Source organism: Variovorax boronicumulans (genome assembly GCF_030812215.1).
GTDB classification, from domain to species: Bacteria; Pseudomonadota; Gammaproteobacteria; order Burkholderiales; family Burkholderiaceae_C; genus Variovorax; species Variovorax boronicumulans_C.
In genome coordinates this window covers 436,182-460,612 of sequence record NZ_JAUSSG010000002.1, presented here as the reverse complement: position 1 = coordinate 460,612, position 24,431 = coordinate 436,182, and the positions used below count along the sequence as shown (strand labels likewise).

22 protein-coding genes are annotated in these 24,431 nt (G+C 67.8%); 9 read left to right on the top strand and 13 right to left on the bottom strand.

What is annotated here, in order from left to right; translation table 11 throughout:
• Window position 1 precedes the first annotated feature (1 nt).
• Window positions 2–1,078, bottom strand: coding sequence for a PLP-dependent cysteine synthase family protein (locus J2W23_RS08435; RefSeq protein WP_307648387.1), 1,077 nt, complete (start codon window positions 1,076–1,078; stop codon window positions 2–4).
• A gap of 130 nt (window positions 1,079–1,208) precedes the next feature.
• Here J2W23_RS08435 and J2W23_RS08430 point away from each other — a divergent pair, with 130 nt between their 5' ends.
• Both J2W23_RS08430 and J2W23_RS08425 read left to right on the top strand, forming a co-directional pair.
• Window positions 1,209–3,719 (top strand): penicillin acylase family protein, encoded by a 2,511-nt coding sequence (locus J2W23_RS08430; RefSeq protein ID WP_373423909.1) that lies wholly within the window; start codon window positions 1,209–1,211, stop codon window positions 3,717–3,719.
• Between the two features lie 5 nt (window positions 3,720–3,724).
• Window positions 3,725–4,444: a methyltransferase gene (locus J2W23_RS08425; RefSeq protein ID WP_307648385.1), complete on the top strand. Its 720-nt coding sequence runs from the start codon at window positions 3,725–3,727 to the stop codon at window positions 4,442–4,444.
• A 20-nt stretch (window positions 4,445–4,464) separates the two neighbouring features.
• On the opposite strand, the gene J2W23_RS08420 is transcribed toward J2W23_RS08425, so the two are convergent.
• Window positions 4,465–7,074: an FtsX-like permease family protein gene (locus J2W23_RS08420; protein WP_307648384.1), complete on the bottom strand. Its 2,610-nt coding sequence runs from the start codon at window positions 7,072–7,074 to the stop codon at window positions 4,465–4,467.
• 106 nt (window positions 7,075–7,180) lie between these two features.
• Between J2W23_RS08420 and J2W23_RS08415 the strand changes: the two genes are divergently transcribed.
• Entirely contained in the window at window positions 7,181–8,632 is a 1,452-nt protein-coding gene (locus J2W23_RS08415; RefSeq protein ID WP_307648383.1) for a serine hydrolase domain-containing protein, read from the top strand.
• A 12-nt stretch (window positions 8,633–8,644) separates the two neighbouring features.
• Here J2W23_RS08415 and J2W23_RS08410 read toward each other — a convergent pair whose 3' ends face one another.
• The 3 genes from J2W23_RS08410 to J2W23_RS08400 are packed head-to-tail and all read right to left on the bottom strand — an operon-like array spanning window position 8,645 to window position 10,749.
• Entirely contained in the window at window positions 8,645–9,544 is a 900-nt protein-coding gene (locus J2W23_RS08410) for an ADP-ribosylglycohydrolase family protein (protein WP_307648382.1), read from the bottom strand.
• A complete protein-coding gene (locus tag J2W23_RS08405; RefSeq protein ID WP_307648381.1) occupies window positions 9,541–10,116 on the bottom strand; it encodes an NADAR family protein in 576 nt (191 codons plus the stop codon). The genes J2W23_RS08410 and J2W23_RS08405 overlap by 4 nt, the downstream gene beginning before the upstream one ends.
• 12 nt (window positions 10,117–10,128) lie before the next feature.
• The gene (locus tag J2W23_RS08400; protein ID WP_307648380.1) at window positions 10,129–10,749 is read right to left on the bottom strand and encodes a DUF4291 domain-containing protein; all 621 of its coding nucleotides are present in this window, start codon (window positions 10,747–10,749) and stop codon (window positions 10,129–10,131) included.
• Between the two features lie 180 nt (window positions 10,750–10,929).
• On the opposite strand from J2W23_RS08400, the gene J2W23_RS08395 reads away from it, so the two are divergent.
• The 4 genes from J2W23_RS08395 (at window position 10,930) to J2W23_RS08380 (ending at window position 15,345) form a co-directional block, all read left to right on the top strand.
• Window positions 10,930–11,583, top strand: a complete 654-nt coding sequence (locus tag J2W23_RS08395) for an NUDIX hydrolase (RefSeq protein ID WP_307648379.1) — start codon at window positions 10,930–10,932, stop codon at window positions 11,581–11,583.
• A gap of 304 nt (window positions 11,584–11,887) precedes the next feature.
• Window positions 11,888–12,694 (top strand): helix-turn-helix domain-containing protein, encoded by an 807-nt coding sequence (locus tag J2W23_RS08390; RefSeq protein ID WP_307648378.1) that lies wholly within the window; start codon window positions 11,888–11,890, stop codon window positions 12,692–12,694.
• A 145-nt stretch (window positions 12,695–12,839) separates the two neighbouring features.
• A complete protein-coding gene (locus tag J2W23_RS08385) occupies window positions 12,840–13,586 on the top strand; it encodes a hypothetical protein (protein WP_307648377.1) in 747 nt (248 codons plus the stop codon).
• A gap of 55 nt (window positions 13,587–13,641) precedes the next feature.
• Window positions 13,642–15,345, top strand: coding sequence for a pectin acetylesterase-family hydrolase (locus J2W23_RS08380; protein WP_307648375.1), 1,704 nt, complete (start codon window positions 13,642–13,644; stop codon window positions 15,343–15,345).
• Between the two features lie 47 nt (window positions 15,346–15,392).
• Here J2W23_RS08380 and J2W23_RS08375 read toward each other — a convergent pair whose 3' ends face one another.
• From J2W23_RS08375 to J2W23_RS08355, 5 genes are all read right to left on the bottom strand, one after another.
• Window positions 15,393–16,625, bottom strand: coding sequence for an RNA polymerase sigma factor (locus J2W23_RS08375; protein WP_307648374.1), 1,233 nt, complete (start codon window positions 16,623–16,625; stop codon window positions 15,393–15,395).
• Window positions 16,622–16,984, bottom strand: coding sequence for a YciI family protein (locus J2W23_RS08370; protein WP_307648373.1), 363 nt, complete (start codon window positions 16,982–16,984; stop codon window positions 16,622–16,624). The genes J2W23_RS08375 and J2W23_RS08370 overlap by 4 nt, the downstream gene beginning before the upstream one ends.
• 167 nt (window positions 16,985–17,151) lie before the next feature.
• Window positions 17,152–18,513: an NAD(P)H-dependent oxidoreductase gene (locus J2W23_RS08365; RefSeq protein WP_307648372.1), complete on the bottom strand. Its 1,362-nt coding sequence runs from the start codon at window positions 18,511–18,513 to the stop codon at window positions 17,152–17,154.
• A gap of 4 nt (window positions 18,514–18,517) precedes the next feature.
• Window positions 18,518–19,393: a phytanoyl-CoA dioxygenase family protein gene (locus J2W23_RS08360; RefSeq protein WP_307648371.1), complete on the bottom strand. Its 876-nt coding sequence runs from the start codon at window positions 19,391–19,393 to the stop codon at window positions 18,518–18,520.
• On the bottom strand, window positions 19,390–20,091 hold the full coding sequence (locus J2W23_RS08355; protein ID WP_307648370.1) for a GntR family transcriptional regulator: 702 nt from the start codon (window positions 20,089–20,091) through the stop codon (window positions 19,390–19,392). The genes J2W23_RS08360 and J2W23_RS08355 overlap by 4 nt, the downstream gene beginning before the upstream one ends.
• A gap of 114 nt (window positions 20,092–20,205) precedes the next feature.
• Here J2W23_RS08355 and J2W23_RS08350 point away from each other — a divergent pair, with 114 nt between their 5' ends.
• Window positions 20,206–21,162 carry a threo-3-hydroxy-L-aspartate ammonia-lyase gene (locus J2W23_RS08350; protein WP_307648369.1) on the top strand — a complete coding sequence of 319 codons (957 nt, stop codon included), beginning with the start codon at window positions 20,206–20,208 and terminating at the stop codon, window positions 21,160–21,162.
• A gap of 7 nt (window positions 21,163–21,169) precedes the next feature.
• Here the strand turns inward: J2W23_RS08350 and J2W23_RS08345 are convergent, their stop codons facing one another.
• The 3 genes from J2W23_RS08345 to J2W23_RS08335 form a co-directional block, all read right to left on the bottom strand.
• Complete coding sequence (locus J2W23_RS08345; RefSeq protein ID WP_307648368.1) at window positions 21,170–21,823, bottom strand: ABC transporter ATP-binding protein; 654 nt, start codon at window positions 21,821–21,823, stop codon at window positions 21,170–21,172.
• The gene (gene miaA / locus J2W23_RS08340) at window positions 21,820–22,854 is read right to left on the bottom strand and encodes a tRNA (adenosine(37)-N6)-dimethylallyltransferase MiaA (protein WP_307648367.1); all 1,035 of its coding nucleotides are present in this window, start codon (window positions 22,852–22,854) and stop codon (window positions 21,820–21,822) included. Before miaA ends, J2W23_RS08345 begins: the two co-directional genes overlap by 4 nt.
• Before the next feature lie 65 nt (window positions 22,855–22,919).
• On the bottom strand, window positions 22,920–23,840 hold the full coding sequence (locus J2W23_RS08335; RefSeq protein WP_176656482.1) for an AraC family transcriptional regulator: 921 nt from the start codon (window positions 23,838–23,840) through the stop codon (window positions 22,920–22,922).
• 225 nt (window positions 23,841–24,065) lie between these two features.
• On the opposite strand from J2W23_RS08335, the gene J2W23_RS08330 reads away from it, so the two are divergent.
• Window positions 24,066–24,428, top strand: coding sequence for a c-type cytochrome (locus tag J2W23_RS08330; RefSeq protein WP_307648365.1), 363 nt, complete (start codon window positions 24,066–24,068; stop codon window positions 24,426–24,428).
• Window positions 24,429–24,431 lie beyond the last annotated feature (3 nt).

Sequence of the window (24,431 nt, the reverse complement as noted above, 5' to 3'; positions counted from 1 at the left end):
ATCACCTCGCCACCAGCGCATCGATGCGCTGCTGCGCCGGCCCGATGTCGCCGAACGCGTTCTTCACCCACGCGGCATCGTGGTAGCTCGGCAGGTAGCGTTCACCCGAATCGCACAGCAGCGAAAGAATCGAGCCCTGCCGTCCGGCCGCGCGCATCTCGTTGGCCACGGCCAGCATGCCGATGAAGTTGGTGCCCGTCGACGGCCCGACCTTGCGCCCGAGCAGTGCCGAGAGCGCATGCATCGCCGCCACCGATTCCAGGTTCGGCACTTCGATCATGCGATCGACCAGCGTGCGGATGAAGCTCGGCTCCACGCGCGGCCGCCCAATGCCTTCGATGCGCGAGCCGACCGCCGTCAGCGTGGCGTCGCCCGTGCGGTGATATGCCGAGAACACCGAGCCCTCGGGATCGGGCACGCACACCTGCGTGTCGTGGCAGCGGTAGCGCAGGTACCGGCCGATGGTCGCGCTGGTGCCGCCCGTGCCCGCGCCCACCACGATCCACGCCGGTATCGGGTGCCGCTCGCGCGCCATCTGTTGGAACATGCTCTCGGCGATGTTGTTGTTGCCGCGCCAGTCGGTCGCGCGCTCGGCGTAGGTGAACTGGTCCATGTAGTGGCCGCCGGTGCGCTCGGCCAACGCGCGGGCCTCTTCGTACACCTCTGCCGCGTGGTCCACGAAGTGGCAGCTCGCGCCGTAGAAGGCGATTTGCGCGACCTTCTCGGGCGAGGTGCTGCGCGGCATCACCGCGATGAAGGGCAGGCCCAGCAGGCGCGCGAAATAGGCCTCGCTCACCGCCGTCGATCCGCTCGAGGCCTCGACGATGGTCGTGCCCTCGCGCACCCAGCCGTTGCACAGCGCATAGAGAAAGAGCGAACGCGCGAGCCGGTGCTTGAGGCTGCCGGTCGGGTGGGTGGATTCGTCCTTCAGGTACAGGTCGATGCCCGCTGCCGCGAGCGCGGGCAGGGGGAGCGGGATGAGGTGCGTGTCGGCGCTGCGTTGGTAGTCGGCTTCGATGCGGCGGATGGCGCTGTCGAGCCAGGCGCTGCAGGACGGGGATGTGGGGGCGGGCTGCATAGCGCGCCAGTCTACAAGTCATGCCTTGTAACCCCGCAGCCGGTGGAAATCGGGATACTGTGCGCTGCCATCAACAAGGCAGGAGACGAGACACATGAAAAGAACGAGCCCGCGCCTCGCCGCGCGACGCATGCCGAGCCATCGGCTTTCCCTCATCGGCGCACTTGCCGCCATCGCACTCGCAGGTTGTGCGTCCGGTCCTTTGGGCAGCGCCACACCCACCCGCCCCTCCTCATCCTTCACCGTCCCCGGCCTCGAGAAGCCCGCCGAGGTGCTGGTCGATCGCTGGGGCGTGCCCCACCTCTATGCCGGAACCCTGTACGACGCCTTCGTGGCGCAGGGCTTCATCGCCGCGCGCGACCGGCTCTGGCAGATGGACCTGTGGCGCAAGCGCGGCCTCGGCGAAATGGCCAAGGACTTCGGCCCCGCCTGGGTCGAGAGCGACCGTGCCGCGCGCGCCGTGCTCTATCGCGGCGACATGTACCGCGAGTGGCTCGCCTACGGCTCCGATGCGAAGCGCGTGGCCGAGGCTTTCACCGCCGGCGTCAATGCCTACGTCGCGCAGGTGCGGGCGCAGCCCGCGCTGCTGCCGACCGAGTTCGCATTGCTGGGCTATCAACCGGCGACGTGGTCGCCTGAGGACGTGGTGCGCATCCGGCACCACGGGCTCACGCTCAATTTCACTTCCGAGGTCGACCGTGCACGCGCCTTCTGCGCGGGCGGCCCGGGCATCAAGGCCGACTGGCTGCGCCGCGAGCTCGATCCGCCGGTCACGCCCAAGGTGCCGGTGGGCTTCGACCCCTGCACCATCCCCGCGGCGGAACTGCGCGCAGCCTACCTGCGGGCGACCGATTCGCCGCGCTTCACCAAGGAGAACACGCGGGTGGGCATGAATGCGGGCGCGCCCTCCGCGCCGGTGGCCTTGCTGCCCGGCAGTGCCGAGTCGATCGCAGCGAAGGCCGAGCAGGACGAGGCGCAGCAACAGGCGCTGCAAGGCGACCCCACGGGCGCCTACGGCAGCAACAACTGGGTCATCTCGCCGAAGCTCACATCCACGGGCCGGCCCATCCTGGCCAACGATCCACACCGCTCGCACGGCGCGCCGAGTCTGCGCTACATGACGCACCTGAGCGCGCCCGGCATGGACGCCATCGGCGCGGGCGAGCCCTTCCTGCCGGGCCTGTCGATCGGCCACAACGGCACCATCGCCTTCGGCCTCACGCGCTTCTACATGGACCAGGAAGATCTGTACGTGTACCAGCTCAACCCGCGCAATCCCAACGAGTACCGCTACCAGGGCCGCTGGGAACCGATGACGCGCGTCACCGAGCGCATCGCGGTCAAGGGCGAGAGCGCGCCGCGCGAGGTGGTCAACACCTTCACGCGCCACGGTCCCGTGCTGCTCGCCGAGCCCGGCAAGCGCCGTGCATTCGCGTTGCGTGCCGCATGGCTGGAGCCCGGCATGGCGCCGTACTTCGGTTCGATGGACTACATGCGCGCGCGCAACTGGGACCAGTTCCGCGCCGCGATGAACCGCTGGGGCGCGCCGGGCGAGAACCAGGTGTATGCCGACAGCAGCGGCAACGTCGGCTGGATTCCGGGCGGCCTTACGCCGATCCGGCCCAACTGGGACGGCCTCATGCCGGTGCCGGGCGACGGCCGCTACGAGTGGTCGGGCTTTCGCAATGGCGACGAACTGCCTTCGGAGTTCAACCCCCCGCGCGGCTACGTGGTGACCGCGAACGAAAACAACATTCCGCCGGATCACCCGGCCGCGAAAAAAGGCGTCGGCTACGAATGGAGCGATGCGGCCCGCGCGCGCCGCCTGAAGGAGCTGTTCGCCGCGAAGGTGGCGGCGGGTTCGCGCTTCACCATCGAGGACTCCGAGCGCATGCAGAACGACATCGTCGCGACGCCCGCGCAGCGGCTCCTGAAACTGCTGGCGGGCTTGCGCAGCGACGACGCGCAAACCGCCGCCGGCCTGCGCCTGCTGCAGAGCTGGGACGGCACGATGGACCGCGACAGCGCCGCGGCCGCGCTCTACGAGGTGTGGAGCAGCAAGACCCTGCGCGCGGCCGTGCTCAAGGCCGGCGCGGGCGAGGTGGGCGCGCCGTTGGCGGCGCCGGGCGACAACACCCGCATGGTGCTGCTGCTGGAGAACCCGTTCGGCTGGGTCTCCGATGCGCAACGCGATGCCTTGCTGCTGCAGACACTGCCGCCCGCAATGCAGGAGCTCACCGCCAAGCTCGGGCCCGACATGACGGCCTGGAAGTGGGGCACCCTGCACCGCGCGGAGTTCCGCCATCCGCTGGCCGGCGTGGTCGACGCGGCCACGCGCAAGAAGCTCGACGTGGGCGACTGGCCGATGTCGGGTTCCAGCTTCACGCCGATGGCCGCGACCTACCGGGCCAGCGACTACAAGCTGACCTCGGGCGCGTCGTTCCGCATGGTGCTCGACGTGGGCAACTGGGACGCCTCGCGCGTCATCAACACGCCGGGCCAGTCGGGCAACCCGGACAGCCCGAACTACCGCGACCTTGCGCCGCTGTGGCTCGAAGGCAAGTACGTGCCGCTGGTCTACAGCCGCGGGGCGGTGGAGAAGGAAACGGTGGAGCGGATCCAGTTGACGCCCGCAAAATAGGCTGCATGACCCTCGACGAACTCAACCGGAAATTTGCCGAAGTCCCCGCGCGCCACAAGGAGGTCTCGATCATCGCGAGCATGGATGACGAGCCCGCCCGGCCCAGCCGGCGCCTGATGGACATCGCCCTCAAGGCGTGTTCGGCGGCGATGGATGTCGCGTTGCCCATCTACGAAGGTCGTGCCTCGAAGGAGCCGCACTGGTTCGACACCTGGCCCGGCGAGCACTACCGGTTGCTGGCCGCGCTGGTACGTACCTTGAACCCGAAGACGGTGATCGAGATCGGCACCTTCACCGACATGGGCACGCTGGCACTTGCGCAGGACCTGCAGCCATCGGGCACCCTGACCACCTTCGACCTGCTGGCATGGAACAGCTTTCCCGACACCTGGCTCGCGGCTTCCGACTTCGAAGGAGGCCGCGTGCGGCAGGTGCTGCACGACATCTCCGCGCCGGGTGGCATCGAGCCGCATCGCGCGCTGTTCGAGTCGGCCGACCTGATCTTTGTCGATGGGCCCAAGGACGGGCGGACTGAAGCGGACATCCTCGTCAACCTGAGCACGCTGAAGCTCTCGCGCGATGTCGTGATCGTGTTCGACGACATCCGCGTCATCAACATGATCGATATCTGGCGCCGCATCGGGCTGCCCAAGATGGACCTCACTTCCTTCGGCCACTGGAGCGGCACCGGCCTGATCGACTGGAACGGAACGGCCGATCTCTGAGCGTTGAAGCAAGAGGAGGGCTACCAGTCCTCTTTCACCGCCAGCACCACATCCTTGCCCGCGGCAGCCCGTCCCGCCAGCCACGCGGTGACGGTGCCAGCCACGACCACCGCGCCGCACAGCGCGACGAGCCGCGCCCAGGGCACCAGCAGGTCCATCGTCCAGTGAAAGCTCTGCGGGTTCACCACCTTCACGAGCACCACCGACACCGCCAGTCCGAGCACCAGCCCGGCCACGGCGCCGATGGCCGTCCATGCGGCGCCTTCGCCCGCGACCACCGCCAGCACCTGCCGCCGCGTGAAGCCCAGGTGGGCGAGCAAGCCGAATTCCTTCCGCCGCGCGAGCACCTGCGCGCTGAAGCTCGCGGCAATGCCGAACAGGCCGATGGCGATGGCCACGGCCTGCAGCCAGTAGGTCACCGCGAAGCTGCGGTCGAAGATGCGCAACGAGGTCGCGCGGATCTGCCCGACCGAGGCGATCTCCACCGAGTCGGGCGACCCGTCTGCTTGGCGCGCCGCGAGCGCGCGCACGGCGGCCTGCACCGCCCCTTCGGATGCGTCCGGTGCGAGCCACAGCGCGATGTCGCTCACGTCGCGCTGGCCGGTGATCTGTTCGTGGTCGCGCGCATCCATCGTGATGGCGCCGAACTGCCGCGCGTAGTCGCGCCACACGCCGGCCACGAAGTAGGTGCGCGCGACTTTCGTCGGGAGCGCGGTGGCCGACAGCGCGGCGGCCAGCGGTGCGAAGGCCGTGCCCGGCTTCGCACCGTAGAGCTCCACCATCGGCTCGCTCACGTAGATGCCGATCTGCCCCGCGGGCACGGGCAATGCCGAGCCCACCAGCGGAAGCGACTGCGATGCATTGCCTTCCAGGCTGCGCGCGATCAGCGTCACGGCCGGCTGCGAAGCGTCGAGCTGCAGCGACTGCGTGCGCAGCGTGCCTGTGCGCGCCACGCCGGGCAGTTGCGCCAGCGCCTGCACGAAGGCGGGCGGGAAGGTCGCGGTGTCGGTGCTGCTCGCTCCGCCGCTGTTGCCGCCTCTGCCGCCCGAGGTGGCGCGCACGTACAGGTCGGCGGGCAGCACCACGTCGAGCCAGTGCGTCACCGAATCCCGAAAGCTCGCGACCATGACCGTGAGCGCCACCGCAAGGCTCAGGCTCGCGACCACGCCGCTCACCGCCACGGCCGCCGTGCCGCGCATGCGCCGCGCGCGTTCGATGGCCAGCATCGGCAGCACGCGCTGCGCGAACACCGGTGCGATGCGGTCGTACAGCAACGCGATCAGCCAGGGCAGGGCGGTGATGCCGCCCACCAGCAGGCACGCCACCGAGAGGTACGCCGCCACCGGAATGCCGCCGATGGCGGGAATGTTTGCCAGGGCCGCGCTCGCCGCGATCAGCCCGAGTGCCAGCCAGTGGCTGCGGCTCTGCGTGGGCGCGGCGCCGAGCCCCTTGAGCGTTTGCGCCTCGGGCAGCGCCTGTGCCGCGCGTGCGGGCCACCAGCCGCCCACCAGCGCGGCCGCCACGCCGAGCCCGCCGTACAACAGCGCTGCGCCGCCGCTCCAGTGCAGCTTGGGCGCGACGCCTTCGAAGTACCCGCCGCCCAGGTCGCCGCCCAGCACCCGCAGCGCAAAGGCCGCGAGCGCGGTGCCGAGCGCAAGGCCTGCGGCGCTGCCGATCACGCCCAGCACCAAGGATTCCGCCAGCACCAGCCGCAGCCGTTCGCGCGGTGTGAGGCCGAGCACGCCGAGCAGTGCGAACTGCTGCGCGCGCCTGGCGACGCTCAAGGCCAGCACCGAGAACACGAGGAACGCACCAGTGAACAGCGCCACCAGCGCCAGCACCGTGAGGTTGACGCGGTAGGCGCGCGAAAGATTGCTCACGCGCTCGGCCGCATCGCCGGGTTCCGCGAACTGCACGCTCGCGGGCCAGCCGGGCGACTTCCGAAGCGCATCGATGAAGGCGGCGCGGTCGGTGCCGGGCGCGAGCCGCAGGTCGATGCGGCTGAGGCGGCCGACCTGGTCGAACAGGTCTTGCGCGGCTGCGATGTCCATCACCGCGAGCGCGGTGCCGCTGGCGGCGACGTGGCCTGCCACGTCGAGCCGGTGCCACGTGGCGCCGCCGCGCAATTGCACCGTCTCGACGGTGTCGCCGCTGGCTTGCGCAGGCAGGCCGAGCACGCTGCGGGCGGCGGCGTTGAGGAATACATGCCCCGGCGCGAACAGCGCGAAGCGGTCGGCGCCCGCTGCGGGTTGCGGCATCAGCGCGGGCGCGATGGTCGGGAGCACCAATGCATCGACGCCGATCACGCGCATCGGCACCTGCCGTTCGCCGCCGGCCAGGGCCAGGCCCTGGAATTCGAGCACCGGACTTGCGAGCGTCACCTGCGGATGCCGGGCCAGTTGCGCGAACACGGCTTCGTCGAAGCCGCCCTGCACGGCGCGCACTTCGAGATCCGGTTGACCGTTGACAGAGCGCACCGCGCTGGAGAATTCGTCGAGCGCCGAGGCATTGATGAGCTGCACCGAGAACGCGAGCGCCACGCCCAGCATCACGGCCAGCACGGCCGCCGCGTTGCGCCAGGGGTGGTGGCGCAGTTCCTGCCAGGAGAAGGTGGTGAGCAATGCACGCATTCAGCGATTGTGGCCGCGGGGCGCCTTTGTTACATCGGCGTGGCACGATGGCGCCTCTTTCGATGACGCCCCGAGGAATTCGACGATGCGGCTCCTGCCCCCAGCCTTGTCCACAGCCATGTTCCCGGTGATGCGCCGTCGTTGGTTCGCGGCCTGGCTTCTCGCCCCGCTGCTGGCCGGCAGCGCCGCTGCGCAACTCCAGCCGCCGCAGCAACAACAACAGCAGCAACAGCTTTCTCTGGCGAGCGACCCGGCCGTGCTGGCCAAGACGGCGCTCGGGACCGAGCGCGGAACGCTGGTCATCGGTCTCCTGCGCAACGGCAAGGCCTCGTACGGCGCGGCCTACAACCCCGAGCCGCTTTCACCTCCGCGCCCCATCGAGCCCAACAGCGCCGAGCAGCCGATGTTCGAGATCGGCTCCGTCACCAAGGTCTTTACCGGCCTCCTGCTCGCGCAGGCGGTGGAGCGTGGCGACCTGAAGCTGGACGACACCGTGGGCAAGGTGCTCGCGGGCAAGGTCCAGGGCGTGCCGCCGGCGGCGGCCGCGGTCACGCTGAAGCAACTCGTCACGCACACGGGCTGCATGCCGGTGATGGCCGACGGCGTGACGGGCGGTGCGCCGCTGGCCGAGCAGCTGCGCAGCTTCGACAAGCCGATGTTCTGGGCCGCGCTCTCGCGCATCAAGCTCACCGCGCCGGCGGCGCCGTGCGAAGCTGCGTACAGCAACTTCGGCATGGCGCTGCTCGGTCAGTTGCTGGCCGAGCGCTACAACACCTCGTGGGGCGAGCTGGTGCGTGCGCGCATCACCGAGCCGCTGGGCATGAACGACACCGTGATCCCGCTCGGCGACAAGGCCTCGCGCATGGCCCCGGCCTTCGCCGGCGACCGCCGCCAGCCGCTGCTGGACATGGTGGCCTACGCACCGGCCAGCGCGCTGCGTTCGACGGCTGCGGACATGATGACCTTCAGCCGCGCGATCCTCGCAGGCGCGAGCGGCCCGCTGGGCCCTGCCGCCGTGCGCATGCTCACGCCGCTCGCGCACTACGAGGGCGCCGAGATCGGCTATGCGGTGATGGTGCGCGGCCCCGAGGGCGGGCGCCGCACCTACTGGCACGCGGGCCTCACCGAGGGCTACCGCACGCTGTGGCTGCTCGCGCCCGACACCGGCGAAGCGCTGATCGTGCTCAGCAGCAACGCGCGCGCGCCGCTGCAGCCGGTGATGCTGGCGATCGGCAAGAGCCGCTATCCGGTGTCGACGACCGAAGTGCCGGTCGATCCGAAGCGGCTGGAAGACTACAAGGGCGAGTACCGCATCAGCAAGACCAAGGCCCTGGGCTTCACGGTGCGCAACGGGCGCCTGCTGGTGCGCGAGACGGGGCGCGGCTACAACGCGCTCACACCGACGGGGGCCGACCGCTTCGCGGTGGCCGCCATCGGTGCGCAGATCGTGTTCCAGCGCGGCGCAGGCAATGCGGTGGTGGGGGTGACGCTGGCGCAGGGTGGGAGCCAACTTGAAGGGCGGCGTGTGGGGGAGGCGGTCGCCCTACCTCAGGAGTGATGCGCGGGCGCTTCAGCGTCGCGCCAGCGCAAGCAGATCGTCGGCCATCAGCGTGATGTCTTTGCGCATCACGAGCTGGTGCAGCCAGCCGGTCGGAATGCCGTCCACACCGTAGAAGGCACCTGCGATCTGCCCGCAGATCGCGGCGGTGGTGTCTGCGTCGTCGCCAAGGTTGGCTGCTGCGAGCACCGCGTGCTCGAAGGACTCGGTGTGCGCAAAGCACCAGAGTGCTGCCTCGAGCGATTCGACGCAGTAGCCCGAGCCCTTGATCTTCTCGATCGGTTTCGACGCGTAGTCACCCCGCGCCAGCGCCGCGACCTTTTCGCTCAAGGGGGCCAATGGCGCAGTGGCCAGGATCGCCGCCTTGTCTTCGCCCTGCAGCGCTGCGCGCAGCTGCAACGCGAAGAGTTGCGAGCATTCGATGGCCTCCTGTGCGCCATGGGTGGTGCGGGTGCTTTCGCCGGCTTGCTGCCAAGTGGCTCGGGCGCTCGCGGCGAAAAACATCGGCACAGGTGCGAGCCGCATGAGCGCGCCGTTGCCAGCAGTGCGCGGGCTGGGGTTGCCTGCGAACGGATCGCCCGAAACTAGGTAGCGGGTCAGGGCTGCCGACACCGTGCCGCCGATGTCGAAGCAGCGCCCGTTGCTGCTCATGTAGCCCACGTTGCGCCAGTTGCAGTAGCGGTTCATCTGGTCGACTGCATCGAACCCCTGGCAATGAATCAGGCTTGCCGCGAGGCACAGCCCCATCGAGGTGTCGTCGGTCCATTCGCCCGGCTCAAGACCGAACGGACCGCCGCCGTGCATGCCGGTCACCGGTAAGAAGCTGCCACGCGGGCTGAATTCGACGGTCGTGCCGACGGCATCGCCGCAGGCAAGCCCGAGCAGGCAGCCCTGATAGCGTTCTGTGTTCATGCGGCCAGCCTCATTGCATCGCGTGCGGCCATCAGCGCATAGCCCAGCAGGTTCAGACCATTCCAACTGCGCGGGTCTTGTGCTGCCGCGTCTGTCGCAGCCAGCCCGATGCCCCAGATGGCATCGACGGGGCTCGCTTCGACCAGCACCTGCTGCCTGGTGCCGAGCAGGAACGCGCCGAGCGCCGCGTTCTGCGAGAACTTCGCGATGTTGCCGCGCGTCACCAGGTCGAAGCGGGCTTCGAGCCACTTTGCTTCGTCGAAGTCGCGAATCTGCCGGCCCAGCTTCTTGGCCTCACCGGGCGTGTGTGCGGCCAGAATCTTCTCGCAGGTGGTCGTGTCGCCGAAGAGGCGCGCCTTGCCGGCCATCATGAAGTGCTCGGCGGTGCGGTACGTGACGCCTTCGACAGTGAAGGGCGCTTCGTACCATTGGCTGAAGCAGCTCTTGCCGACGCTGCCGTCCTTCGGGACCTGATGGCCCCAGAAGAACAGGTAGTCGACCTTGTGCCCTTGGGCGATGCACGTCAGCAGGTCTTCGTTGCTGCGCAGCGCATTGGATGTGTTCGTCGTCATTCCTTGTTGTCCTCAGGTTTCAAGATCGAGCGGATGCTCGACCGGCAGCATCAGTTCGGGGTTGTCGTTCTGGGCCATTGGGCGCTGTGCTTCCACGAAGGCGCGCATGTCGATCACTTCGAGCAGTTCTTCGCCTGCAAATGCGGCCAACGTGCGTCCGCGCAGGCCCAGCTGGATCGCACGGCGCTCCAGCTTGTTGCCTGCCGGCGCGTGGTCCGGGTCCCATTGCAGACGTACCTCGGAGGGACCGACGGCTGCCTGCCACGCTTCGCGGCTCGGATAGCGCCTGTCGTCGAAGGTCGAGGGCACGGCCTCGCGGACCACCCGCTCGAAGAAAGCGCGGCGCAGCCGCAGGCCGAGAACGACCTCCTGGCCTTCCTTGGTACCCCACCCCGAGCGATACATCATCCATAGGAAGTTGGGCTTGATCCAACTCATGCGCGAAAGGCTGAAGTCGGGGCTGTCCAGTCGCCCGTGCCGGATTGCGTACTCGCCAATGGCGGGACGGTAGGCCTGGTAGACGACGACGGACTGCGCATCGTGATGCGCCAGGATGTGCCTTCCGCTTTGTGGCCAGCGTTCGCGCTGGGCGAGGTGTGGTTCGGTGGGAAGGGGTGTAGTCAGGTCTTTCATTGTTTTGAGTTCCTCTCTTTGTTTTTCTTGTTGCTTGCTTCATTGGTTGCTCTGTACAACTAATGAAGAGTTGTATAGTACAACTAATAAACTAGGAGTCAAGCCATCGTTGTGAGCACACCCAAGCCGAACTTCCCATCTCTGACCTTCCCGCGTCCGCTGGTCACGGTCGACGTGGTGATGTTCACCGTGCTCGACGATGCCCTTCAGGTCTTGCTGGTGCGTCGGCCTTCCGATACGGCCGAGCCATTTCCGGGAAAGTGGGCGCTGCCCGGCGGTTTCGTGAACGTCGACGAAGATGCCACGCTGCTCGATTGCGCTTTGCGCAAGCTGCGTGAGAAGACCGGTGTGGTGACGCCGTACCTGGAACAGTTGGGAAGCTGGGGAGGTGCGAAGCGCGATCCGCGCGGCTGGTCGGCCACGCACTGCTTCTATTCACTGATCCCGGTGCAGGCGATGCAACTGCGCAGTGGTGCCAATGCCGCAGAGGTCGCATGGTTCGAAGTCGATGCCGCGTCGCGCAAGCGGCTGGCTTTCGACCATGGCGAATTGCTCGACGCGGCCGTCGCCCGGTTGCGCAGCAAGGTCGAATACACCTCGCTGCCAGCCTTCCTGTTGGAGGAGCCTTTCACCCTGCCGGCGTTGCAGCACACCTACGAGGTCGTGCTGGGCCGGGCCATGGACAAGAGTGCTTTCCGCAAGCGCATGCTCGACGGTGAATTCATGGAAGAGGCGGGGATGGTCACCGGCAGCCTCGGTCGTCCGGCCATGAGCTACCGGCTGCGCGACCGTTCGCAGGCGGCGTTGTTCCCACGCACTTTCAACGCCCGGTAGTTATTTCGGTGATCGAAGGTTTCGGATCGCCTGAAACCAATACCGAACCCACCCGGAAGCCGCTGGAAACCGCTGCTCCCAAGTCACCCCCAAAGCATCGGACGATTCTTTCTGCTTAGGCACTAACCCTAGACGGTCCCGGCCTCGCGCTGCCTACACTGCGCGGGCGTCTCGGGAAGGCGTGCGGCCAGCACATGGCAGAGACCAAGGCAGAAACAACAAGAGACAGGCCTACCCATGGAATGCAATTGCACGGAATCTTCCGGTCTTCGGATTCGCGCGAGCCGTGCAAGGCGTTCGTGCAATGAGTGAGCAGAGCCTGCTGCACCTGTGGGATGACGGCTTCATCTACATCACGCCGGGTATCCAGTCGGGGTTGACCGCCCGTCCGGCGCTGACGTTGCTGGCCTCGATCAGCGGACATCCATTCACCCTGGAGGCGCGCGACGGCACGCGCGCGCACTGCACAGCCGCGGTGGTGGCGCCGGATGTTCCGCGCCGGCTCGAGGCCGAAGGCTGCGGACTCATCTCGATCAATCTCGATCCGGTGTCGAGCACCTACCGCATCGTCTCGGCGTGGATGGGCGGGCGCAGCATCGTGCCGCTCGACGCGCATGTCTTCGGTGGCTTGCGCGAGGGCTTCGAGCCGGCACTGCACGGCGTGCTCTGCGATGCACAGCTCCGGTCGCTCACCCACCGCATGGTGGACGCGGTCACCGAGTCGGCCGCATTCTCGAAGTTGATGGATCCGCGCATCGAGCGCCTGTTGCTGCTGATCCGCACGCACCCGAGCCTGCTGCAGCGCGAAGACCTGTCCGCGATGGCCTGCCTGTCGGGCGGCCGCCTGAGTCATTTGTTCCGCGAGCAGGTGGGGTTGTCGGTCAAGCGCTACCTGCTGTGGAGCAAGGTGCGGCGCTCCAGCGTGCAACTGGCCGACGGCCAGCCGCTGACGCACATTGCGCTGGCCAGCGGCTTCTCGGATGCGGCGCACATGAGCCGCACCTTCCGCGATTCGTTCGGCCTGCAGCCTTCGTTCGTGGCGCGACAAGTGAAGCTGGTCATGGACGGGCACACGCCGGACGCCTGGCGATCCCTGGTCGGCACGGTCTAGCGGACAGAGGCCGCCCCGGGGGGTGGCTGGATCGGCCGGGCCTCAATTCAGCACCTTCGTACAAGTCAGCGCATGTCTTGCTGACTAGTCTCCACGCGTGCCCCGAGAGGCACCCAAGCGCAACTGGAGACAAGTGAGACATCGCATGAAATTTCGTTTTCCGACTGGCGGCAAGCTGATCGCGGGTGTTGGCATCGTGACCGTCGTTGCAGTGCTCTGGCTGCTGTTTGCCGACCAGGGCAATGCGCAGGCAACCTCGGCAGCGCAGAGCAATGGCGCCGCATCGGCGGGTGCGCAAGCAACAGCGCAGGGCGGCGTCGTGTTGGCACCGCGGGCGGCCGCGTACAAGCCGTTCGCTCCGGGCGCATCGCCCTATCTCATGTCAGCTGGCCCCATGGAGCGCGGCCTCGACATCGACCAGCTGAGGAGCGACCTGGCCACCAGCGGCAAGAGCGTTGAAGACGAGGTCGATCGCCTCGTCAAGCTGGCGCGCTTTCGCGACCGGATGAACGTTCTCGCCGAAGTGCTCCCGACCCTGAGCGACGATGAGCGGCGGCAGGAGTCGTACGAGGTCCTGCACCAGTTGCCCGAGCATGTGGCCAAGGGCGAGATTCTTCCGCGCGAGGCGCTGGCGACCACCCGTGCACTGCTTGAGATCGGCGAGGCGGACCCGGTGGTCCGCGACGAACTCACGAAGCGGATGACGGCTTCGCTGCAGGCCTATGTCAAGCAGGTCGTGGGGCCCGAGCCCATCACCGAATCGCGCTTCCAGAGCTATGCGCAAGAACGCGACCGGATGGTCAGCGAGGTGCAGTCCTCCGTGCAGGACCCCGAGGCGCGGCAAGCGGCCATGGCGCAGCGCGATCTCGAGATACGTCAGCGCCACTACTGATTTCGATCCATCCGACCGATTCGACCCCTATCCACAACGCAGGAGACACACAGCCATGCATCGAACACAAACACTCTGGAGGCTCGCGGCGGCGCTGGCCTTCATGCTCTCGATGGCCGCGGCGGGCGCGGCACCGGCCGCAACCCCGCCGGCCCAGAACAGCAGGGCCGATGCGCAGGCATTCATCGACGAGTCGACAGCCAAGTACAACGCAGGGCTCCAGTCCAGCTCCAAGAGGGGGCAGACCATCGTGCCCGCGGCCGGCCCGGTATGGACCGCCGATCTGGACACCTGGGTGGAGTACACCTTCCCGGCCAGCTCGGGCGCCTCCTGCATGAACGGAACGCCCTATCGCATGTACTACAGGATCGCGTCCGAGGCCAGCATGCGCGACAAGGTGCTGATCGACTTCGAAGGCGGCGGTGCATGCTGGGACTTCGATTCGTGCAAGCCGGACGCCAAGCTCGGGGCATCCAATCCCGACGGGCTGCCTTCTGGCTACCTCCAGGGCAACGGCATCGCGACCACGACCACGCTCAACCTCACGTCTCCGGTGCTGGATGGCAACACCCCGCTGGTGAATGCGGCCGCGGCCTTTTTCTTCAAGCGAGGCACGGGCACGCTGGAAGACCGAAGCTGGTGGAATTTTCTGAAGCTCACTTCGCGGCCGGAAACGCAGCGATGGACCCAGCTGGTGTTTCCATACTGCACCGGTGACGTCAACTCGGGCGCGAGCTTCAGGGTTTTCGAGGACCCGAGCAATTCGCAGAACAGCAAGAAGGTCAACTTCAACGGCCTGAACAACGTGCGCGCCGCGATGGAGTTCCTGCGCAAGAACAAATTTGCCGAGAGTCTGTCGAGCAGGAAGTCGATCCAGCAGTTGTTGGTCTACGGTGCCAGCGCCGGTGGCTACTCGACGCTGGCCAACTACCCGATGATTCGGGAGGCCCTGGCAGGCGGCAAGACGCGGGTTGCGATGTTCAGCGACTCCGGCACGCTCCTTCCGGCGCCGGTCTACAAGGCTGGTGAAGAAATCCTGGCGAGCGACCTCGACAAGACGCCTGCGGTGAAGTTCTGGCAGAAGGTCACCCATGCGTGGGGATGGTTCCAGCAGCCCACCGTTGCCGATGCGCAGACGCCGGGACATCCGGAATACGCGGAGCAGGCCAAGGGGCTGGTCGCCCGCTGGGAGAAGGCCACCGGCGAGAAGCTCGAACTTCTCAAGAGCCGTGGCGGCGACACGGGCAACCTCAACAGGCTGCTTTCCAAGCGGTATGCCGAAGACCGTTTCGGCCTGAGTACCTTCCAGCAGGACCAGATCATCTCCAGCTTCGCCTTCGCCGGAGGGCAGAACGCCGAAGTCGTTGGCCTGACAGGCAGCGCTTTCCGCGAGGCGAAGATGAAGCTCTTCACCAAGGAATTGGACCTCGTGCGCGCCGAACTCGGCCCGCTTCCCAACTACGGGTACTACATGCCCTGGTCGCGCTATGTGATCGTGGGCAGCCATGTGACAACGGCGCTCACGTTCGCCGGCACCGACATCTGGCGTCCGGCGAACCTGCGCGACGACGGTGGGCGGGTCGCTCCCGAGTTCTACGGCGACGTGGGTTTCTTCCTGAACAACCTTATAAGTACCCAGAGCCTGGCGAGCCTCCCGGTGCTCAAGGAGGTTGGAGCACCCGGGGAGGCGTTCAACCCTGCCAACATTGTTGGCACGATCCTCAGCTGGTTCAAATTCTGGGATGCACCCGCCGCTTGAGCTCGCGTGCGGTGCGATGCGCCGGATAAGACTCTGCTGAGTCTTCTTCAAAGCCGGTCGGCCATCGCACCCAGATAGCTGCGCACCGCGGCGTTCGCACTCAACCCGATCGCGCGGTCATAGGCCTGCCGCGCGGCGGCACGCGCACCGCCGGCCGCGAGCAGGTGCGCGCGGGCTGCCCAGTACGGCTGGTAGCTCGCCACTTCGTCCGAAGGAATGGCTTCGAGCGCGCGCAACCCGATCTCGGGCCCGCGCGCATTCGCAAGCGCGCAGGCGCGGCTCACTTGCGCACCGATGCTGGGCCGCAGGGCCAGCAGGCCTTCATACAACGACACCAGCACCTCTGGCGCCACCGGCGCGCCCACGCGGCGCTCGCAATGGGCCGACTGGATGGCCGCCTCCAACTGATAGGCGCCGAGGGACTTCATCTCCGACGCCAGCCGCAGGCACCGCTCGGCCTCCGCGAGCAGGTCGGGGTCCCAGCGCAGGGTGTCCTGCTGGTCGAGCGGCACGTAGGCGCCGGTCTCGCTGCGCCGGGCCGCGGCGCGGCTTTCGCAGAAGAGCATCAGCGCGAGCAGGCCCAGCGGCTCGGCCTCGTTGGGCATCAGGCGGCAGAGGATGCGGCCGAGGTCGATGGCTTCGGACGTGAGGCCGCGCGGCAGCGCATCGGCGCCGTCGACGTCGTCCCAGCCGGTGCCGTAGGCGGCATAGATGCCGTCGAGCACGTCCTGCAGCCGCTGCGGCAGGTCGCGCGCTTGCGGGTATTCGAAGGGAATGCCCGCTGCCCGGATGCGCGCCTTGGCCCGCACCAGCCGCTGGCCGAGCGTGGAGGGCGCGGTGAGAAAGGCGCCGGCCATGCGCGCCGCGTCCAGGCCGAGCACGGTCTGCAGCATCAGCGGCGCGCGGGCCGCCGCGTCGATGGCGGGGTGCGCGCAGACGAAGAGCAGGCGCAGCCGCTCGTCGGGCACGGCGGTGCCTTCGGCGCTGGCCTCGTCCATTTCGCCGGCCAGCAGCAGCAGGGTCTGGGTGGCCTGGTCCTGCACGCGGCTGTGGCGCCAGGCGTCCAGCTTGCGGTGCCGTGCCACGCTCAGGAGCCAGGCATCGGGCTGCGCCGGAACGCCGTCGGACGGCCAGCGTTCGAGCGCGCGCGCGAAGGCGTCGGCGAGCGCGTCTTCGGAGGCGGCGATGTCGTGCGTGCGCGCCGACAGGATCGCCAGCAGCCGGCCGTACGACTCGCGCGCCGCCTTTTCGGCGGCCTGAGGAGCCGCCGGGTCGTTCACGATGTGGCTGCCGTGGCCGTGAAGACGGGCCGCACCTCCACGCCCCCGCTGGAAGCGCAGGGCGCGCGTGCGGCCCATTCCAGCGCGGCGTCGAGGTCGGGCACGTCGACCACGAAGTAGCCGCCGAGCTGTTCCTTGGTGTCGGCGAAGGGACCGTCCTGCACCTGGCGCTTGTCGCCGCGCACGCGCAGCGTAGTGCCGGTCATGGGCGGAAAGAGGCCGTGGCCGCCGAGGGCAACGCCCGACTGGCGCACCGCGTCGGCGTACGCGACCCAGCTGGACCGATAGGCCTCTGAGGACGCGCCTTCGCGCTGTTCGAATTCGGCCGCGGGCTGATAGAACATCAACATGTACTGCATGGTGTCTCTCCGTGAAGGAAAAGCTTGCTGAGCAAGATCGCTCACCACAATGACGGCCCGCAGCCGGTCATTTCGACACGAAAGGTCCGTGTCGCGCAGATTATTTTTTACGTGATTGCCGTTTGGCGCAACGGTTGCGCTACCTACGTCTTTTGGCTGGTACGCCTTTAGGCTGCCTTCGTTCGGACGGACGCCGAGAACATGTTTTCCATCTCGCTGCGCAGCTTGTAGGCCGCGGTCGAGGTGTCGATCGCCACGTCGGCCCAGCTCAGGCTCTGGCCCTTCTTCACGGGGCGCACGAGCTTGACGTTGTGCGCCAACCCGAGGGGCAGGCCGCCCAGTCGCAGCGACCGCTCGGCCGGCAAGAGCTTGCCCCACACGGTGTAGCCGCCTTCGCCATCGAGCATCTCGCCCGCGGCGAGGTCGCGCTTGGCGGTGGCGACGACATCGGCGTTCCAGCAGGTGGCCACGCCGGTGGCTTCGCCCCGCAGCGCGACGCTGGCGACCGACATGCCGACCTCCAGGCCGATGAGATGCCAGCGCTTGTAGAGCGTGAAGTAGCGCCCGCTCGGGTCGGTGTGGGCGTTGTATTCCTCGAAGCAGTTCTTGATGTAGTCGGTCTCGGCCTCGACGGTGACCCACACGCCCATGCGGATGTCGTAGGGGATTTTTCGGCCGTCGGCTTCGAGCGAGGAGATCACCTCGACCATGCCCTTGCGTTCCAGCACGCCGCCTTCGCTCTTGGGGCGGGTGACGAAGGGAATGTCTTCCACGCTCGCGGGCGGGTAGAGGAGGCCGTCCGACGGCACGGTGAGCCCGGTGGCGTTGGCCACCGCCGAGCTTTCTATCGACGGCTTGGAGCCGTCGAGAAAACTGTTGAACATCTTCGGGTTGAGCCCGCCGCGCAGCGCCTGCTCGGGCGTGAGGCCGTAGTTGCCCCACACGGTCTCGGGCGTCGATTCGGTGAAGTGCGGCAGCCACTTGTGGCCGCGCCCGGCCGCCACCACCGGAAAACCGCAGGTGCGCGCCCAGTCGACCAGGTCGCAGATGAGCGCGGGCTGGTCGCCGAAAGCCAGCGAATAGATCACGCCCGCCTGCTGCGCCTTGTGCGCCAGCAGCGGGCCGCAGAAGGCGTCGGCCTCGACCGTCACGTTGACCACGTGCTTGCCGTGCGCGAAGGCATCGAGGCAGTGATCGACGGCGGCGACCGGGTGGCCGGTGCACTCGACCACGATGTCGATGGCGGGCTCGCGCGTCACGGCCTGCCAATCGTCGGTGATCCAGGTGTTGCCGGTCTTCAGGGCCTCCTGCACCGAGCCCGCGGCGGTGCGCTCGGGCTTCCAGCCGACGCGCCCGAGGTTGACGCGCGCCGCATCGGGCGAGAGGTCGGCAATCGCCACCAATTGCACGCCGGGCGTGCGCGGAATCTGCGCGAGGTACATCGAGCCGAACTTGCCGGCGCCGATCAGGCCGATGCGGATGGGGCGGCCTTCGGCGGCGCGCTGCTGCAGGCGGGTGTGAAGGCTCATGGGGTCAGGCCTCCGCGGTGTCCAGCACTTCGAGCGAGGTCTTCAGCGCGCTTTCGGGCAGGCCGTTCTTCCATGGCAGGTCCACGGGGTAGGGCTTCCGCAGACAGTCGTCGGGCAGCATTTCGATGGGCGTGAAGTCGCGATGCGCGATGTACTCGGGCCGCTTGTGGCGGCGGATGTGGTTGCTGACGGCGCACAGGCTCAGGTACACCGCCACGCGGTTGAAGGGCGAGAGGTTGCTGCCCGAGGCATGCACAAGGCAGCTGTGGAAGAGGATCATCGAACCGGCCGGCCCCTTGGGAGAGACGATGCCGCCATCCTTGCCGCCGGCGCGCTCGACCAGTTGCGCGATCAGGTCGTTGTCCACGGTCCAGAGCGGGTAGCTGGTGGTCGTGAGGTCGTGCTTGGCATCGACCACGCCCTTGCGGTGGCTGCCCGGAATGAACATCAGCGGGCCGTTGTGCTCGTTCACGTCATCCAGAAAGATCGCGACGTTCATCGCGCGCTCGGTCGGCATCAGGTCGTCGTTGAGCCAGGTGCCATAGTCCTGGTGCCACTGCCACACCTGGCCTTCGAAGGCCATCTTTCCGTTGATCTTGAACTGGTGCATGTAGACCTCTTCCTCGAAGAGGTCCATCACCGGGCCGACCATGCGCGGGTGGCGCGCGAGCTTGGCGAAGGGCTCGCTGATGAGATGCGCGGCGAAGTTCGTGCGCACGGCGTCCGAGCCTTTCTCGCGCACGTTGAAGGCTTCGCGCTTGCTGTAGAGATCGGGCACGGCATCGGTCAGTGCCTTCGTTTCTTCGGGCGAGAAATGGCCGGGGAAGAACAGGTAGCCGTCGCGCTCGAATTGCGCGCGTTGCTCGGGGGGCAGCTTCATGCCTTGTCTCCTTTGTGGATGCGGGTGGGTGCGTTGCGGGCCTGCTGTTCGGTGAGGCGCCGGGCCAGTGCTTCGCTGGCCTGTGCGACATGCTCTTCGCTCAAACGCGCGGCGCGGTCGGCATTGCCTGCGGCAATTGCGTTGGCGATGGCTTCGTGCTCGTCCCACAGCGACTCGCGCTGGGGCTCGGCCTGGAGCACCGCACCCATCGCGCGGCGCAGGTGGCGCCAGTGCGGGTCGGCGCTCTGGCCGATCAGCGGATTGCCCGAGGCGTCGTAGATGGCGCGGTGAAAGGCCACGTCGGCATCGATCATGGCTTCGACATTGCGCCCGCGCGCCGCACGCCGGCCGCGTTCGATGAGCTTGGGGTCGATGCGAAAACGCTGCTGCGCGGCGAGCCGCGCGGCCAGCACGTCGAGCACGCCGCGCACCTGGTAAATCTGGCGCATGCCCTCGGCATCGAGCGGCGCCACCAGCACGCCGCGGCCGGGCGCGTCGTGCACGAAGCCGTCTTTCTTCAAAAGGCGAAGCGCCTGCAGCACCGGCTGGCGCGACACCGAGAGGCGCTGCGCGATGTCTTCCTGCGTGATGCGTTCGCCCGGTGCGAGCGAGCCGCTGCTGATGGCGCCGAGCAGGGCGCGGTAGACCTGGTCGACGAGGTCCGGGGCGACTTCGATGCTGACGAGCTGGGCGGGCATGGGCGGCTTTCTTTGAACTCTGTATACAGAGTACGAATTTCCGGGCCGACGTACATACCGGGTTTTTACCGACGAGGGCTGCAAAAGAACGTAAGCCTTCGCTAAGCTCGACCCATGCAACTCCCTACCTACGACGACGTCACCGCCGCGGCCGCGCGGCTCGAAGGCCATGCCCACCGCACGCCGGTGCTGCAATCGACCACCGCCAACGCGCGCTGGGGCGCGCAGTTCTTCTTCAAGTGCGAGAACTTCCAGCGCATGGGCGCGTTCAAGTTCCGCGGTGCGTTCAACGCGCTCTCCAGGTTCGATGCGGCGCAGCGCAAGGGCGGCGTGATCGCCTTTTCGTCGGGCAACCATGCGCAGGCCATCGCGTTGTCGGCGCGGCTCCTGTCGATGCCTGCCGTGATCGTCATGCCCAAGGACGCGCCCGCCGCCAAGGTCGCGGCCACGAAGGGCTACGGCGCCGAAGTGGTGATGTACGACCGCTTCACCGAAGACCGCGAGGCGGTGACGAAGCAGCTCGCGCAGGAGCGCGGCATGACGATGATTCCGCCGTACGACCACTCGGACGTGCTCTCGGGGCAGGGCACGGCGGTGAAGGAACTGATCGAGGAGACCGGGCCGCTCGATCACCTGTTCGTGTGTCTTGGCGGCGGCGGGCTGCTGTCGGGTTCGGCGCTGTCGGCGCGTGCGCTGTCGCCCGATTGCAGGATCTACGGCGTGGAGCCCGAGGCGGGCAACGACGGGCAGCAGTCGTTCCGCAGCGGGAAGATCGTGCACATCGAAACGCCCAAGACCATCGCCGATGGCGCGCAGACGCAGCACCTGGGCCAGTACACGTTCGGGATCATCCAGCGCGATGTGAACGACATCTTCACCGTGACCGACGATCAGCTCGTCGAGGCGATGCGCTTCTTCGCCGAGCGCATGAAGATGGTGGTGGAGCCGACGGGTTGCCTCGCGTTCGCGGGCGCCATTGCGGCGGGCAAGGCTATCGCGGGCCAGCGCGTGGGCATCGTGATCAGCGGCGGCAACGTCGATCTGTCGCGCTACGCAGCGCTGCTCGCGTAGGCCGCTTTCAGGCGCGGATGCCTGCTGCCGTCAGATGCAGCAGGCGATCCGCACGGGCGGCCGCGCTTTCAGAATGCGTCACCAGCACCAGCGAGGCGCCGTGCTCGCGTGTCTGGCCGACCAGCAGTTCCATCACCTTCGCCGCCGTGGTCGGGTCGAGGTTGCCGGTGGGCTCGTCGGCGAGCAGCAGGGCGGGCCGGTGCACCAGCGCGCGTGCAATCGCCACGCGCTGCAACTGGCCGCCCGAGAGCGTCTGCGGCAGCCGCGCACCCATGCCGGGCAGTCCGACCGCATCGAGCATGTGCGCGACGCGGCCGTCGTCTTTTTTCTTCTCGCCCAGCAGCATCAGCGGCAGCGACACGTTCTGCGCCACGTCCAGGTGCGGCAGAACGTGGAAGGCCTGGAACACGAAGCCGACGTGCTTGCGACGCCAGAGCGCGCAGGCTTCGCCGTCGAGCGCGCCGATGTCGGTGCCGTCGTGCGTCACCGTGCCCTGGTCCCAGCTGTCGAGCCCGGCCATGCAGTTGAGCAGCGTCGACTTGCCGACGCCCGATTCGCCCACGATGGCGACGAACTCGCCGGGCTGGACTTCCAGCGTCACGTGCTCGAAGACCGGCGCTTCACCGTAATGCTTGCCGAGGTTGGAAATGCGCAGCGTCATCCGGCTTGGGTGGTCTTTGAAATCAGTTGGACAGCGGTCTGCACCGCGTCGGGCGCGTCGCAGGCGATCACGGTGCGCTGCGGCATGCTGCGCAGCCAGGTGATCTGCCGCTTGGCGAGTTGGCGCGTGGCGGCGATGCCGCGCTCGCGCAGGTCTTGCATGGCCCTGGCGTCGGGTGCGGCGGTGCCGCAGGCGTCGAGCATTTCCCACGCCTGCCGGTAGCCGACGCAGCGCATCGAAGGCAGTTCGGTCGAGAGATCGCCGCGCGCGCGCAGCGCCTTCACCTCATCGAGAAAGCCCGCGGCGAGCATCGCGTCGAAGCGATCGGCGATGCGCGCATGCAGCCAGGCGCGGTCATTGGGTTCGAGCGAGAAGAGCACACCGCCGTCCACGGCCTTCGCGGTCTTGTTGTCGCTGGCGTGAAAGCTGGAGAGCGGCTGGCCGCTGCTCTCCCACACTTCGAGCGCGCGCTGGATGCGCTGGCTGTCTTGCGGGGCGAGGCGCGCGGCTGTCACGGGGTCGACCTCGGCGAGCCGTGCATGCATCGCGGGCCAGCCCAACGCGGCGGCTTGCGCGTCGATGCGCGCGCGCACCGTGGCGTCGGCTGCGGGCATGGCGTCGATGCCATCGAACAGCGCCTTGAAATACAACATCGTGCCGCCCACCAGCAGCGGCAATGCGCCGCGCGCGCGAATCTCGTCGATGAGCCGCGTCGCATCGGCCACGAAGGCGGCGGCGCTGTAGCTTTCGCGCGCATCGAGGATGTCGATCAGGTGGTGCGGCACGGCGGCCTGCTCGGCCGCGGTGGGCTTGGCCGTGCCGATGTCCATGCCGCGGTAGACCAGCGCGGAATCGACCGAGATGATTTCCACCGGCTGCACCCGCGCGAGCGCCAGCGCGGCGGCCGTCTTGCCCGATGCGGTGGGGCCTGCGAGCGCCACGTAGCGGGGCGAATCGGGAAGCGCAGCGGCAGGCGATGCCGAAGGAGCCGGAGTTGGGGCCTCGGCGGCCGGTGCGGAACGGGGAAACATGGTGCGCCGAGGGTAGCAAATGGCGCGTGCCGGCCTGGCGTACGGGGCGAATCGGCCCCGGCGGCTCAAGTCGTTTCGCGCATCCGCCGGATGTCGCGCAGCGGCGGCGCCCCGAACAGCCGCGCGTATTCGCGGCTGAACTGCGAGGCGCTCTCGTAGCCCACGCGTACGCCCGCGGTGCCGGCGTCGATGCCCTGGTTCAGCATCAGCTGCCGCGCCTCCTGCAGGCGCAACTGCTTCAGGTACTGCATCGGGCTCATGCCCGCCACGGCACGAAAGTGCTGCCTGAAGGTCGAGGGGCTCATGTGCACGGAGGCGGCCAGGTCGTCCGCCAGCACGGGCTGCGTGAAATTCATCTTGAGCCAGGCCATGCTCTGCACCACCTGCTGGCTCGGCGAGCCGACCGCCACGAGGCGCTGCAACTGCGGGCCATGGCGTCCGGCCAGCAGCCGCACGAGGATTTCGCGCTGCAAGAGCGGCGCGAGTTGCGGCAGCAGCAGGGGCTCCTCGAGCAGTTCGACGAGCCGCGTCACCGCGCCCAGCAGCGTCGTATCGAGGGCGCCGAGCGACATGGCGCGGTAGCTGGAGTCCTTGCCCGGCGGCGGCAAGGCCATTTCGGTGGCCACCTGCACCACGGTGCGCGGGTCGAGCCGGAGCATGAGGCCCATGAAAGGCTGCGCGGGGCTCGCGTGGGTGATATGCGTCACCACGGGCAGGTCGGCGGTCGTCAGCAGCGATTGGCCCGCCGAAAAATCGAACACCTCCTCGCCGAGCGCCACGCGCTTCTGTCCGCTCACGGTGATGCCCACGCCGAAGCCGTAGAGGCAATGCATCGGATCGGTCGTGGCGCTGCGGCGGTGCAGCGAGAGCTCGGGAATGGCCGTGAGGCAGTCGCCGTCGCTTTGCGCAATTCGTGCGACCGCCCGGGTCAGGTCGCCAAGGACGCCCGATCCTTCCGTTTGCCTCGCCGGCTGTGCCGCTTCCATCTGAATCCTTTCGAATGACTCCAGCGAAAAAGTCTAGCTGGCGCATCTCGTGCGCCACGCGTTTTCGGTGCAGTTTCGTTGTTTCAGGCAAGAACACGCGCGGATTGGGCAAACGGCGGACGGGTCTTCCCCCGACACTGGCCCGCGATGTGCCTGCGTGCGTGCGGTGTCATGCGCCGAGAGCCATCCGTTGATTCAGACAACTCTCTTTCTCACGAAGCCACGATGAAAACAGAAACGAACCACTCCCCGCGAAACCAGCCGCGCTCTCTCGTCGCCTCCCTGGCCATGGTCCTGGGGCTTGGCGCGAGCGCCATGTGGCCCCTGCACGCCGGCGCGAGCCTGGCGCTGGCACAGAAGTATTCATGCGTCGCCTGCCACCAGCCCGCCACCAAGGTGGTGGGCCCGTCGTGGAAGGACATCGGCGCGAAGTACGGCGACGGCAAGGGCACGGCCGCGCAGCTCGCCGCCAGCATCAAGGCCGGCAGCTCGGGCAAATGGGGCGCGATGCCGATGCCCCCGCAGGCCCAGGTCCCCGATGCCGACCTGCAGGCGCTCGCGCAGTGGCTGCTCGACGGCGCCAAGTAAACA